12 protein-coding genes are annotated in these 13,691 nt (G+C 67.3%); 2 read left to right on the top strand and 10 right to left on the bottom strand.

The genetic code is table 11. The features are described from left to right. Positions 1–273: a FeoA family protein gene (locus IFJ82_RS00135; RefSeq protein WP_062809746.1), complete on the bottom strand. Its 273-nt coding sequence runs from the start codon at positions 271–273 to the stop codon at positions 1–3. 575 nt (positions 274–848) lie between these two features. Continuing rightward, the gene (locus IFJ82_RS00130) at positions 849–2,168 is read right to left on the bottom strand and encodes a cobyrinate a,c-diamide synthase (RefSeq protein WP_062808469.1); all 1,320 of its coding nucleotides are present in this window, start codon (positions 2,166–2,168) and stop codon (positions 849–851) included. 86 nt (positions 2,169–2,254) lie between these two features. On the opposite strand from IFJ82_RS00130, the gene IFJ82_RS00125 reads away from it, so the two are divergent. Then, a complete protein-coding gene (locus IFJ82_RS00125) occupies positions 2,255–3,361 on the top strand; it encodes a cobalt-precorrin-5B (C(1))-methyltransferase (RefSeq protein WP_192265183.1) in 1,107 nt (368 codons plus the stop codon). 89 nt (positions 3,362–3,450) lie between these two features. Here IFJ82_RS00125 and cobM read toward each other — a convergent pair whose 3' ends face one another. Genes cobM through IFJ82_RS00110 form a run of 3 tightly spaced genes read right to left on the bottom strand, consistent with a single transcriptional unit; the run spans position 3,451 to position 5,869 of the window. Continuing rightward, the gene (gene cobM, locus IFJ82_RS00120; protein ID WP_003617118.1) at positions 3,451–4,203 is read right to left on the bottom strand and encodes a precorrin-4 C(11)-methyltransferase; all 753 of its coding nucleotides are present in this window, start codon (positions 4,201–4,203) and stop codon (positions 3,451–3,453) included. Beyond that, positions 4,200–4,589, bottom strand: a complete 390-nt coding sequence (locus IFJ82_RS00115; protein ID WP_225578716.1) for a cobalamin biosynthesis protein — start codon at positions 4,587–4,589, stop codon at positions 4,200–4,202. Before IFJ82_RS00115 ends, cobM begins: the two co-directional genes overlap by 4 nt. 35 nt (positions 4,590–4,624) lie before the next feature. Continuing rightward, complete coding sequence (locus IFJ82_RS00110) at positions 4,625–5,869, bottom strand: bifunctional cobalt-precorrin-7 (C(5))-methyltransferase/cobalt-precorrin-6B (C(15))-methyltransferase (protein WP_003617122.1); 1,245 nt, start codon at positions 5,867–5,869, stop codon at positions 4,625–4,627. Positions 5,870–5,895: 26 nt separating this feature from the next. On the opposite strand from IFJ82_RS00110, the gene IFJ82_RS00105 reads away from it, so the two are divergent. Next, on the top strand, positions 5,896–6,675 hold the full coding sequence (locus tag IFJ82_RS00105; protein WP_192266227.1) for a cobalt-precorrin-6A reductase: 780 nt from the start codon (positions 5,896–5,898) through the stop codon (positions 6,673–6,675). Here IFJ82_RS00105 and cobJ read toward each other — a convergent pair. Genes cobJ through cobN form a run of 5 tightly spaced genes read right to left on the bottom strand, consistent with a single transcriptional unit; the run spans position 6,645 to position 13,549 of the window. Then, complete coding sequence (cobJ, locus tag IFJ82_RS00100; RefSeq protein WP_192265181.1) at positions 6,645–7,430, bottom strand: precorrin-3B C(17)-methyltransferase; 786 nt, start codon at positions 7,428–7,430, stop codon at positions 6,645–6,647. The two genes, IFJ82_RS00105 and cobJ, sit on opposite strands and share 31 nt — an antisense overlap. Further along, positions 7,427–8,167, bottom strand: a complete 741-nt coding sequence (locus IFJ82_RS00095; protein WP_192265179.1) for a precorrin-2 C(20)-methyltransferase — start codon at positions 8,165–8,167, stop codon at positions 7,427–7,429. The genes cobJ and IFJ82_RS00095 overlap by 4 nt, the downstream gene beginning before the upstream one ends. Beyond that, entirely contained in the window at positions 8,164–8,805 is a 642-nt protein-coding gene (locus IFJ82_RS00090) for a precorrin-8X methylmutase (RefSeq protein ID WP_003617130.1), read from the bottom strand. The genes IFJ82_RS00095 and IFJ82_RS00090 overlap by 4 nt, the downstream gene beginning before the upstream one ends. Then, positions 8,802–10,034 (bottom strand): precorrin-3B synthase, encoded by a 1,233-nt coding sequence (gene cobG / locus IFJ82_RS00085; RefSeq protein WP_192265177.1) that lies wholly within the window; start codon positions 10,032–10,034, stop codon positions 8,802–8,804. The genes IFJ82_RS00090 and cobG overlap by 4 nt, the downstream gene beginning before the upstream one ends. Further along, positions 10,031–13,549 (bottom strand): cobaltochelatase subunit CobN, encoded by a 3,519-nt coding sequence (gene cobN, locus IFJ82_RS00080; RefSeq protein WP_192265175.1) that lies wholly within the window; start codon positions 13,547–13,549, stop codon positions 10,031–10,033. The genes cobG and cobN overlap by 4 nt, the downstream gene beginning before the upstream one ends. Between the last annotated feature and the right edge of the window lie 142 nt (positions 13,550–13,691).

The raw sequence follows: 13,691 nt of genomic DNA, 5'->3' as shown, positions 1-13,691 counted from the left end.
TCATGGATGTGGCCGGGCCTGCGGGTCGGGGCGGGACAGGTCGGTCCGCACGATGACGCGCGCGGCTTCCTCGCGGCGCAGGGCGAAGCGGGTAAAGCCGATGCGTACCGCGATCGGGTCGCCGCCCATGGGGGCTGTGGCCACGATGCGCACCGCCTCGTCCGGGACGAAGCCGAGTTCGCGCAGCCGCCTGGCCACCGGGTCAGGATGGCGGGCGTCTTCCACCCGTTCGATGATGGCCTCCACCCCGCGTGGAAGTTCACTCAGTCGCATCTGTATCTCGCACACACGCCCATACGGCATGGCGCGCCCAAAATGAAACAGGTCAGGGCATGTGGCCCGGAACCTGACAGGTTGAAGGGGCTGTTTCAGAAAACCCCGCCCGGACGGACGCCCTGACCGGAAACGGTTTCCTGAATGACGCCCTGAATGACGCCCAGAATGGCCCCGTGGATATGCCGGGGGGCTGTTGTGGCCCCATCCGGTGTCCCTGCGGGTCAGGTCCCCGCCATGCGGGGCGCTGGCGCAGCGTTATGCGCCGGGTGCGGGGTTTTTGAAACAGCCTCTAAGAATTAATCCTAATTTCCGGCATGATCCTTGTCCATCGCGTCCCGCAACGTGGCGCATCAGGGCATATTGGGGATTTTTCACTTCCACGACAGGATGAAAAAATAACTTATTGATAATAAATGATAAAATTATAAAAACTACTTTTCTCTGGCACTGCAATCCCTTATGGGGATGTGGGAAATCCATACAGGAATATTTTATATTTCAGTTGGTTATGATGTTTCCCCGTGTGTGGGGATATTCAATGGTCGCCGGGCATGCTGATACGGTTTCGCACCTCAGCCATGTCGTGCCAGCACATGAAAGAACGTGCCGCTGACATTGCCCCGCATCCCCCCCGCCATGCCGCGATCTTCCCCATTTCCATCGCGCAGGTCGGCAAGTGGCAGGTCGGTGCCGGGGTTGGTGATGGTGGCGTAGTGGAATTCATGCCCGCGCAGATGCGTCCCCACGGTTCCCAGCGCACAGCCATGGCGCAGCCGTGCCGCGCGATAGCCAAGGTTCATGCGCCGACGTGCGAACGAGGTTTCGTGGTCCAGCAATCCCACCATGGCGTGGGTATGTCCGTCACGGTCGGTCAGGCTGGCGCCCAGTGTCATGAAGCCACCGCATTCCCCATGCACCGGCCGTGTCTGGGCGAAATGGCGCAATCTGGCGTGAAATCGCGTGGCGGCGGACAGGCGGGCGGCATGCAGTTCGGGATACCCACCCGGTAGCCAGCAGGCGTCGCATGTATCGTCCGGGCCTTCGTCCGCAAGGGGGGAGAAGAACGAAATCTCCGCTCCCATATCACGCCATCCCATCAGCATATGGGCATAGACGAAGGAAAATGCAGCATCATTGGCCACCGCGATCCGCTGCCCCGGTGGTGGCAGGGCGATGGCGCGGCTGGCCGGTGGTGTGTGCCGTCCCCCGTCCGCCAGCGCCAGCAGGGCGTCAAGGTCGAGGTCGCGTTCCGCCTGTGCCGCCAGTTGCGCCAGCAGCCCCGCCAGCCCGTCATGTTCGCGCGCCTGCACCAGCCCGAGGTGACGTTCGGGCATGCACAGGTCGGGATTGCGCATGAACGCGCCCAGTACCGGCAGGCCGATGGCCGTGATTGCACGGGTCGCCATGGTGCGGTGCCGTTCGGAACCGACACGGTTGAGGATCACCCCCGCGACGCGCACCGTGGGGTCCAGCCGGGCAAAGCCCAGTGCGGTCGCCGCGGCTGATTGTCCCTGTCCCGACACGTCAAGGACAAGGATAACCGGCAGGTCGAACCGTGCCGCGATGTCCGATGGCGCGCCACGTGCGCCATCGGGTGTGTCCAGCCCGTCGAACAGGCCCATCGACGCCTCCACCACCACCATCCCGGCCGCCTGTCGCGCCTGCGTCATGATCGTGTCCAACAGGGCCGGCGCCATGGTCCAGCTATCGAGGTTGAGGCCGGGGCGGCCTGTCGCGGCCTCGTGGAACGCCGGGTCGATATAATCGGGGCCGGTCTTGGCGCCGCCGACTTCCACCCCGCGTGCGCGCAGGGCCGCCATGATCGCCAGTGTCAGTGTCGTCTTTCCCCCGCCCGAACGGGGGGCTGCGATCATCAGCCCGCGTGCCATCATATGTCCCTACCTGCTACATGCTGTGCCATCATGTTTTCTTCCCCGCCGCCAATGGCGGGGATGCCTGCCCACACTGGAATGCCGCGATGACACATACCCGCAACACCCCCGATCAGGCCAGCCTGCGCCGGGGCTGGACCACCGGAAGCTGTGCCACGGCGGCGGCAAGGGCCGCGTGGATCGCGATGCGGTATGGTGATTTTCCCGATCCCGTCACCATTACATTGCCCGCCGGGCAGGAGGTGGCCTTCAGCCTTGCCGCGCATGGCCATGACGGGGCAGGGGGCGCATGGGCGTGCGTTATCAAGGATGCAGGCGATGATCCTGACGTCACGCATGGTGCGCTGATCCGTGTCGACCTGCACCCCGGCATGGCGGGGGCGGGGATTACCTTTCATGCCGGGCGCGGTGTGGGGACCGTGACATTGCCGGGCCTGCCGGTTGCGGTCGGGGAACCTGCGATCAACCCCGTCCCGCGTCGCATGATCCGCGCCGCCCTGGCGACGGGGGACGATCATGACCCCGATGTGCGGGTCACGGTGTCCGTGGCGGACGGCGAAACCCTGGCGCGACGGACGCTTAATGCGCGGCTTGGGATTATCGGTGGCCTGTCGATTCTGGGGACGACCGGCATCGTCGTGCCATTTTCATGCGCGGCGTGGATCGACAGCATCCATCGTGGCGTGGACGTGGCGCGCGCCATGGGGCTTGCGCATGTGGTGGGGTCCACCGGCGATGTGTCCGAACGTGCCGCGCGTGCGCTTTATGCCCTGCCGGAGGAGGCGATGGTCGAAATGGGCGATTTTGCGGGCGGCCTGCTGAAATATCTGCGTCGCCATCCCGTGCGTCGCGTCACCGTGGCCGGGGGCGTTGCAAAGATCAGCAAGTTGGCACAGGGGTTTTTGGACCTGCATTCGCGGCGTGGGCAGGCGGATATGGCCGAACTGGCCCGCGATGCCGCGCGTGCGGGCGCGGGGGCGGACCTTGTCGCACAAATTGCGTCCACCCATACGGTCGCGGCGGCCTTTGCACTTGCTACGGCGGCAGGGATCGACCTTGGCGCCGTCATTACATGCCGGGCGTGGGGTGTTGGGCGTACTGTGCTGGCGGGCAGTGGATGTGCGCTGGATATCCTGATGTTTGACCGCGCCGGCGCGCTGGTAGCGCGCCATGGCCCACATGATGTGGATTAGGGGGCGGCGCATCCGGCCGGGGCGTTCGGATGCCCCCGGCCGAGGATTTTTTGGAAAACTGTTTCCCGGATAAAGATGTTTTATATTTCTTACGTGCGGAAGCGGCGGTGGTAGTCGGGGTTATAAAGCGCGCTTTCACGGAAATCATGCTGCCCCAGTGCGCGTCCCACCAGTACAAGGGCCGTGCGTTCGATGGGATGTTCCGCAAGTTGCGTGGTAATGTTGCCCAATGTCCCGCGCAGTACCACCTGATCGGGCCATGTGGCGCGCGCGACGATCGCCACGGGACAGTCCGCACCATAAAGCGGCGTCAGGTCCGCCACAATCCGGTCCAGCGCATGGATCGCAAGGTGGATCGCAAGTGTCGCGCCCGTTGCGCCAAAGGCCTTCAGCGTTTCGGTGTCCGGCATGGCGGATGCGCGTCCGCTGACACGGGTCAGCACGACGCTCTGCGCGACTTCGGGCATCGTCAGTTCACGGCCCAGCACCGATGCCGCGGCGGCAAAGGCGGGTACGCCCGGCGTCATGGTCCATGGGATGGCATGCCGCTCCAGCCTGCGGATCTGTTCCGCCACGGCGCTATAGACCGACAGGTCCCCCGAATGCAGGCGTGCGACATCGTGTCCCGCCGCATGTGCGGTGACATATTCCGCCTCGATCATGTCAAGTGTCATGGGCGCGGTATCCACCAGTCGCGCATCGGGCGGGCAGTGCGACAGCATGTCGCGCGGGACGATGGACCCGGCATAAAGGCAGACCGGGCACCGCGCCAGCAGGTCGCGTCCGCGCAGGGTCAGCAGGTCGGCGGCCCCGGGGCCTGCGCCGATGAAATGTACGGTCATGTGTACTCCGTTCGTGCAATGGCGCATGTGATGCGCCGGTAGGCAATGCGCGGCAGGATCAGGCGTGCGCCGTCGCCCGCCATGGCGATGGCGCAGCCCTCCGCCACTGACGCGACGCCACATGCCGCCAGCGCCCGCGCCGACCGGGTGACGCAACGTGGCTGTGCCGCCAGCAGGTCGCGATATGGCACGACATGTAACGGCAGGCCCGCTTGTTGTGCCGCTGCATGCAGGGCCGTGCAATCCGCACGGAAATCGGGGATGGCGATCAGGCCGGGCCGACACCGCGCGCGGGTGGCCGCATCGTGCAGAAGGGCAAGGAGATCGTGCATGTCGCATCCGCTGCCGCACCCGATGCCCGCCACATACAGGCCCGTTATGTTCACGTTCCCCCCTTTCGTGTCCGTCGGTGCCGTAGCACTCATGCAAAGGGGCGGGTGGCTGCGTACTGGGTCACTGTCATCGCCGGTCGGAACGCCGATTGCGTACCGACCGGTTCCACACGCTCTATGCGCATGCGCAGCAGGTTGCCGCCCCATTGTGCATGTTTGGCAAGCAGCACGGCCTCACCTTGCAGCGTGACGGCATTGGCCACCAGCCGTCCGCCGGGGCGCAGGGCGTTCCATGCGCCTTCCACCAGTCCCGGATTGCTGACCCCGCCGCCCACGAACACCGCATCGGGGCGTGGCGTGTTCGCGTCATGCAGTGCGCCAAGGGTTTCCAATGCACCGCCTTCCACGATGCGCAGGGCGGGCGTGCCCAGCGCCAGCGCATTGGCCGCGATGCGTGCGGCGCGGTCATGGTTGCGTTCGATGGTGATGGCGCGGTTGGCGGGATGGCGCAGCATCCATTCGATGGCCACCGACCCCGCACCCCCGCCGATATCCCACAGCATCTCGCCCTGGCGCGGGGCAAGGGCGGACAGGGTGGCGGCGCGGATCTCGCGCTTGGTGATCTGCCCGTCATGGGCGAACATGTCATCGGGTAATCCCGCCGACAGCGGTAAAACCATCGCGTCCGGTTCTGCCACGACCTCTATGCCCATCAGGTTCAGCGGGTTGATGGCATCCCCCATGCCCGCCGCCAGCATGTCCGCACGCATATGTCGATGGTGTTCGTACGGGCCGCCCAGCGCCTCAAGCACATGAATGACGGAGGGGCCAAAGCCGCGCGACGTCATCCATTTGGCCAGCGTCATGGGCGAACGTGCGTCCGCCGACAGTACGATCAGGTGCGCGCCGGGCTGCAATGCGGGGGCCACCACTTCCATCGGGCGGCCACAGATTGACAGCACCGCCGTGTCCTGCCGCGCCCATCCCATCCGCGCACAGGCCAGTGCGATCGACGAGGGGGCGGGGATGCAGGTCATTTCCGCCACCGGCATGTGACGGCACAATGTGACGCCGATGCCAAAGCTGAACGGGTCGCCCGACGCCAGAACCACCACGCGCCGGCCGCGCCAGCGCAACATGCGTTCGATCCCTTCGGACATGCTGGCGGGCCACATCAGGCGCTCGCCACGCATCAGCCCTTCCACCAGCAGCAGGTGCCGACGTCCCCCCGCCACCAGCTCGGCCGAGGCAATCAGCGCCTGCGCCACTTCCGACAGACCCTCGACACCGTCTTCGCCAATGCCGATAACATGCAGCCAGGCTGGATGGGTCATTTCAGTCTCCTCGGGGGTGGGCAATGATGCGGGTACTGGTTCTGGGTGGCACGACGGAGGCACGGTTGCTGTGCCACGCGCTGGAGGCGCAGGCATCCGGTTTTACGGCCATCCTTTCCCTTGCCGGGGTGACACGCGCACCTGTCCTGCCCCGGCTGGAGGTGCGTATCGGTGGCTTTGGCGGGGCGCAGGGGATGGCGCAATGGCTGTCGCACAACCGGATTGCGGCCGTCGTGGATGCAACGCATCCCTTTGCCGCGCGCATCAGCGCCAACGCGGTCGCGGCCTGCGCACAGGCGGGCGTGGCCCTTGTGCGGGTGGAACGCCCCGCATGGGCGCCCGGGCCGGACGATCGCTGGGACATGGTGCCTGACATGGCGGCGGCCGCGCGCGCCATCGGGCCTGCGCCACGGCGTGTCCTGCTGACGATCGGGCGCAAGGACCTGCTGGCGTTCCGTGACCTCGCCCCCTGTGGGCATGTGTGGCTGGTGCGCAGTGTCGATGCCCCGGACCCGGCGCTGTTGCCCGTGGGCGCGCGCACCGTGCTGGCGCGTGGCCCGTTCGATGTGACGGCGGAGGAGGCCTTGCTGCGGCACGAGGGGATCGACCTGATCGTGACGAAGAATTCCGGTGGTGCGGCCACCGTGGCCAAGCTTGCCGCCGCGCGTGCGCTGGGGATTGCGGTCATCATGGTGGAAAGGCCCGTCCTGCCCCACGCGACGGTGGTGGGGGATGCGGATCATGCCATGGCATGGCTGCATTCGCGGGCCATCATTCAAGAGGGGTCAACCCTGCGGGAGGTATAGAGCCATGGTTGGCCGTGCGGACGGTCAATCAGGTGGGTGCGTTCGCAGCCGATCAGGACCAGTGTGCTCATGTCCACCTGTTCGGGGTCAGCATGGGCCAGGTCGTGCAGGATCACGCGTTCATCGGGGCGGCCGATGGCCCGGGCGAAGGCAACCGGGACCGTTCCGGGAAGCACGGCGCGCAGGACGTCGAATGCCTCGGCCAGTTGGCCGGGGCGCGCCTTGGAACGCGGGTTGTAAAGGGCGATGACGAATCCCGCCCCTGCGGCGGCACGCAGGCGGTCATGCACCACGGCGCGTGGCTTGAGGTTATCCGACAGCGACATGACACAGAAATCCCCGCCCAGCGGCGCACCAAGGCGGGCTGCGGCGGCCAGAACGGCGGAAACGCCGGGGATGACGCGCACGTCGATGTCGCGCCAGGCGACGGGACCATGGTCGATGGCCTCGAACACGGCGCTTGCCATGGCGAACACGCCCGCATCCCCGCCGGAGACAACAGCCACCCGCCGTCCTGCCTGCGCCAGTTCCAGCGCATGGCGCGCGCGCTCAAGCTCGACACGGTTGTCGGTGGCATGGCGTACCACGTCCGGCCCCGCCACCGCGCGTGCGACATACGGGCCATAACCGATCAGGTCGGTCGCCTGCGCCAGGGCGGCGGTGGCCTGTGGCGTTATCTGGTCCGCCGCGCCGGGACCAAGCCCGACGATATACAGGCAGGGCAGGGGAGATGGGGTTGGGGGTGTATCTGTCATCTTACGCCTGTGCGTCCGGGCACGAGGATGATCGAAAAATAGGGTGCGCGTTCCCCCGCATCCGCCAGTTTCATGCAACGCTGCTGCGCCTGGGTCGCGCGTTCGACATACATCGCACGGCCATCATCGCGCCCCGCGCGGCGCAGGGCGTTGCGCACCTTGGCCATGTTGCGGCCCAGCTTCATGATGACGGCGGCGTTCGCGCGTTCCAGCCACGCGCACAGGCTGTCTTCATCCAGCGTCGCGGGAATGACGCACAGTACGTCATCGCCATGGACCATCGGCATCTGGGCCTGTGACCAGCACCCGGCCATGCCGGTGATCCCGGGCACGATCTCGCATCGAAAGCGCTGGTGCAGCCGGTCGAATACATACATCGCCGAGCCGAACAGGAACGGGTCCCCCTCGCACAGAAGCGCCACGTCACGCCCTGCGTCGAGGTGGGTTGCGATGTCTTCGGCGCATCTGTCGTAAAATTCGGCCATTCGTGCGGGATAGCGCGGGTCGCTGACGGGGATTTCCACGGTGAAGGGATAGGCGAAGCGCAGCGCGATGACATCCGTCGACAGCAGGTCGCCCGCGATTTCGCGCGCATGCCCTGTCCGGTCGTGGCGGGCGAACCAGGCGGCGACCGGGCTTTCACGCAGGATCCGCGCGGCCTTGAGCGTCAGCAGTTCCGGGTCCCCCGGTCCCATGCCGACAATGGACAGGCAGCCGCGTGGGGGGGATGTGTTCATTCCGCCTCGCATGCCAGGGCGTTGACGCTTGCCGCCGCCATTGCACTGCCACCCAGTCGCCCGCGTACGATGATGAAGGGCAGGTCCCCGAATTCAGCCAGCGCCTCTTTCGATTCGGCGGCGCCGACGAAACCGACCGGCATGCCGATGACCGCTGCCGGACGTGGTGCGCCCGCTGCGATCAGTTCCAGCAGGTGGAACAGCGCGGTCGGCGCGTTGCCGATGGCCACCACAGCGCCTGCCATGTCCTCCCCCCACAGGTCGAGTGCCGCGGCGGAGCGCGTATTGCCGATGCGGCGCGCGATTTCGGGCGTGCGCGGGTCACGCAGCGTGCAGATGACGGCGTTGTCCGCGGGCAGGCGGGTGCGTGTCACGCCACGGGCCACCATTTCCGCATCGCACAGGATGGGTCGCCCCGCCCGCAGCGCAGCTTGTGCGGCTGTGGTGAAATCGGGTGACATGCGGATTTCGTGCGCGACGTCCACCATGCCGCAGGCATGGATGATACGCACCGCCACGCGGGCCTCGTCCGGTGTGAAACCGCCCAGGTCGGCTTCAGCGCGGATGGTGGCAAAGGAACGGGCATAGATCGCCGCCCCGTCATGGATATAGTCGTAAGACCGCGTGGTGCCGGTCATGCCGGTGTCTTCTCCCCGTTCTGATGTTGTGGTGTATCGGCCGAGGCGTGCCCTTCATGCAAGAGGGCGCGTACCCCCACCATGTCCAGGCCCCGCAATGTTGGCGTATCGGCTGCGCGCGCGTTGCGGCACAGGTCATACCCCGTTGCAGCGGCAACAAGCGTGAGGTCGCAACGCCCGGGATTGGCGCATCCCTTGGGGCATCCCGACACATGCAACCGCACGCCCACAGGCACGTCCGGGGCCAGCGCCAGCGCGTCCGCGCCGACGTCAGCCCCCGTACAGGCGCAACCCTGCCGCCCGATGCACGCGACAACACGCAGGCGTGGATCATGTGGGTCCGTCACGAATCCCGTCACATCCGGTGCGCGCACCTGCCCGGGCAGTATGATGGTGCGCCCCGGCGTCATCCGCAGCAGGCCCGCGCCATGGATGGCGCACCAGCGCGCCAGCCGCGACAGGTCCGCCGCCGCCATCCGGCCCAGTGGCGGGACCACGGCGTAACATCGCCCCGGCAAGGTGCCGACCAGTGTGGGACAGGCAGGTGCGGGGCCATCATCGTCACGTGAACGCGCGACAATGCCAAGATGCGCGAACATGGCCATGCCGATGCCACGGTGATGCAGGGGGCGCGAATTTCCCCCGACCTGCATGAAGGCTTCGGCAAGGCGAAGCATCAGGGCGGGGACCGCATCGGGCGCGCAGTCCGACCGTGCATCGCCGACGGCCACCTGCCATTTCCCGTCATGGGCGCGCGCGGTGATGTCGGCGCGGATCGTGCCCATGGGCACATATCCGCCACCATCAACCCCCATGACGAATTTCGCAGGCAGCGCGGACAGGTGGTCCGCCGTGGCCAGATGCGCATCAAGCGCGCGGGCGATCGGCAGCGTATGGGAATCGCAGGCCGGGTCCAGTCCCGCCAGCGGTGACAGCAATATCGCGCGACGGCGTTCCGATGCGTCCTCTCCCCCCAGGCCGCAGGCGTGCAGGGCCTGTGCGAAATGTGGCGCCGTTTCGGGCGACAGGCCGCGCAGTTGCAGGTTGCCACGACTGGTCAGCTCGATGCGCCCGTTGCCAAAATGTGTCGCGGCGCGGGCGATCATGTCGGCCTGTGTCGCCGTCAGTTGCCCCAGCGGGGGACGGACACGCACCAGCCAGCCGTCGGCGGCCTCCATCGGGGTATGAAGTCCGGGGCACCAGCCGCGCACGGTGGGGGGGGGCGTCATGCGTCGGGGTCCAGCAGCATTGCCGCACTATTGGCGCGCGGCCGCCACAGTCCCTGCCGCTGTGCCTGCGCCAGGCGGTGATGGATGGCGGCACGGGCGTCGGGGTTTGCCGTTGCAAGGAAGCGGTCCATGTCCGCATCATTGACAATCGCGGCGAAGGCAAGGTCGAACTGCCGGTCGAAGCGGGCGGGTACTGTCGCGGCGAATGCATGCAGTGCTGCGACCCCCCGCGCGATTTCCGCCGCCCCGCGATAACCATGGCGGCGCATCCCCGCAAGCCATGCCGGATTGGTCAGGCGCCCGCGCACGATGCGCGCCACCTCCTGCGCCGTGGCGCGCAGGCGTGGCGTTTCGGGGTACGACGTGTCGCCATGCAGCACGCGCGGTGTCCGGCCAAGGGCGGCGGCGGCGGCGGCCATCCCGCCCGCATGCGCCGCGATATCCGCGCTTTCGAGGATATCGGTCTCCGCATGGTCCTGCACATGCAGCATGACGTCCGCCGCCGCGATGCGCCGTTGCAGGGCCGCGTCATCGCGCATGCCCTCACGCCGCCCGCCATAGGTCCATGCCGAACCCGCCAGCCATGCATGGCCAAGGTCATCGCGCCCGTCCCATCCGTCACGTGCCAGCATGTCCTCGATCCCGGTGCCATAGCATCCGGGGGCGGCGCCAAAGATACGTGCCGTCGCCCGCAGCCGTGCCGCACCCGACAGGCCGCGCACGCCGTGGGCCAGCGGGTTGAGGTCCGGGGCCTCCTCACGCTCCGCGATGGCCTGCACCGCCTGTTCGAACAGGGCGATCTGCCCTGCGAACGCATCGCGGAACAGGCCCGAAATCCGCAGTGTCACGTCCACGCGCGGCCGGTCCAGCACCGCCATGGGAATGACCTCGATCCCGCGCACACGGCCCGATCCGCTGTCCCAGACCGGGCGCACGCCCATCAGCAGCAGGGCCAGAGCCAGGTCCTCGCCCCCCGTGCGCAGGCTTGATGAGCCCCACAGGTCGATGACGATGCACGACAGGTGCTCGCCTTCATCCTGAAGGTGCCCCTCCAGCAGCAGGTCGGCGCTGCGCTGCGCCAGTACCACAGCAGACCGGGTGGGGATGGCGCGCGGGTCCATTGAAAACAGGTTGCGCCCGGTGGGCAGCACGTCGGCGCGTCCCCGCGTGGGCGCGCCCGACGGGCCGGGGGGCAGCATGTGTCCGTCCAGCGCGCGCAGCAGGCCCCCGGCCTCTGCCGCGCCGCACCCATGCAGGAGCCCTTCGAGGTCGGGTGGCGTATCCGCCCCGCAGGCCCGTGCGATGGCGGCGGCGAGTGCGCGCGCATGCGGCGGTGGGCGGCCAAAGACATGCAGCCCGTCACGGATCTGCAGGTCTTTGACATCGCACAGATAGGCATCCAGCCGTGCCAGCGCCTCATCCTCATCCCCGGTTTCCTCCGCGCCCGGACGCTGGCTGCTTTCCTCCAGCAGGCCGAGGTCGCCCGCGCGTTGCAGGATCTCCCCGCGCAGGATCGCGCCACGCCTGCGGTCCAGCCCGTCGGCGGCGGCATATTCATCAATCAGCCGTTCCAGTTCGGTGGTGCGGCCATCGCCGTGGCCTGCCGCCATGACAGGGGGGGTCATATGGCCGATGGTCACGGCCCCAAGCCGCCGCCGCGCGGTCGCGGCCTCGCCGGGGTTGTTGACAATGAAGGGATATATGACCGGCATGCCACCGGCCAGCAATGTGGGCCAGCAGTGCGCAGACGGGGCCGCAGCCTTGCCCGGCAGCCATTCCAGCGTGCCATGCGTGCCAAGGTGAACCATGGCATCGGCCCGTACCTCATGTCGCAGCCACAGGTAGAACGCGACATAGGCATGGCGCGGCGGCGTATCGGGGTCGTGATATCCCCCCTTGCGGTCCAGCCGTGACCCGCGATCGGGTTGCAGCGCCATCGTGACATGGCCCAGCGTCAGGTGACGCAGGCACAATGCCCCATCCATAACCGCCGGGTCATCGGCGGGCGCGCCCCAGCACGCGTAAAGGGCATCGCGCGCGTCCTGTGGCAGGGTGGCAAGCAGGGTTTCATACCGTGCCAGCGTCATGAACGCGGTGGCCGGCGCACGTGCCAGCAGGTGCGCCAGTGCCGCGCTGTCGGGCAGGGGGGCGTGGAGGGGGGGCTGACCCGTGTCATATCCTTCGGCGTGCAGCAGTGTCAGCAGGACCGAAAGGCTGGCGAAACTGTCCAGTCCCACGGCATGTCCCGCCTGTCCGTCGCCATTGCCGCCGTCACGTTGTGCGCCGGGATAATCCGACAGAAGGATCGCCACCCGTCGCGCGGTGGGGGACAGGTGGGACAGCCGCGCCCAGCCCCGGGCACGGGCGGCGACGATCTCCAGCCCCGGGGGGTAGGGGACATGGCGCGCGGGCAGCCCGGGGTCCGTTTCCTCCTTGAAGGAAATCGGCGCACCGGGCAGACGCCCGTCAAGTTCGGGCAGCACCACCTGCATCGCAAGGTCCGCCTGTGACAGGCCGCGCGTGCTGTCCCGCCATGCCGCCTGTGTCACGCCGGGTTGCAATGCCTGGATTACCGGCACGTTGGCGATATCAAGGGCGGATATGTCCGTCTTCTCCCCCCGGGCAGAGAAAAAGGTGACGTTGACGATGACATCGGGGGGCGCATCCGCCAGCCAGTCACGCACCATCGTCGCACATGCCGGGTCCTTGAGCGAGGTGACATAAAACAGGTCCGCCCCGATCCCGTGTCGTGCCAGCGCGTCCGACAGGGCAAGAATGGGGGCGATGTCGCCTGCCAGCAGGTGACTGCGATAGAACACGACACCCGCGCGCAGTGGCAGCGCCGGGTCCGCCGTGCGCAGCAGGCCGGCGGGGGCCAGAGGCTCGACATGCAGAGGCTCGGCATGCAGGGGGGCGATGCCCGCTGTTGCGGCAGGCAGGGTGTCAGCAGGTGTGCTCCGGGATGAGGGCACTTCGGCGCGGTCGGTTGCGATGGGGTGCGCACCCCTGTCCTGTCCCATGTCCTGCCCCCGCGCAAGGTCCGCCATCAGGCGTAAGGCGGCGGCCATGTTGCGTGGGCCGCCCGCGCGCAGCAGTGCGTCAAGATGGTCGAGCGTGGGGGCCGCGATGTTCGACAGTGCGGCCAGACGCGGGTCGGGGCGTGCGTCGCCCGCCACCAGCGCCAGGGGGATGCCGGCGTCGCGACATGCGCGCGAGACTTCTTCCCCCCCGTAACGCCAGTATTCCATCCCGCCAAGCAGGCGCACCACGACGCAGCGTGACCGCAGGAGGGTATCACTTACATACAGGTCGATCGACATGGGATGCAGCAGGCGTGACAGGCTGGCGATCCGCACGCTGGCCCCACCTGCCGCCCCGGCATCGGCCGCCGCACGCAGGGCGAGCAGGTCGCTGTCGGAAAATGACAGGAACACGATATCGGCGGGTGCGTGGCCGAGGTCTTCGGCCACCGCGTCCTCGTCGAGGCTGCGGACTTCACGCGCCAGAAGATGCATGTGCGTTGCCTCTGTGTTTTGTGCCCGGTTTCGTGTTCATGGACAGCGCCGCCAAGGACACCGCCGGGCGGCGGGGGTGCGGCATCAGGGGATATTGATAAAGGCATAAAGGCCTGTGGATGCCGCCTTTTTACAAATGAAG

This window comes from Novacetimonas hansenii (assembly GCF_014843995.1).
Classification (GTDB): Bacteria; Pseudomonadota; Alphaproteobacteria; order Acetobacterales; family Acetobacteraceae; genus Novacetimonas; species Novacetimonas hansenii.
Note: the sequence above shows the minus strand (reverse complement) of the source record. Positions and strands in the feature narration are given on the sequence as shown.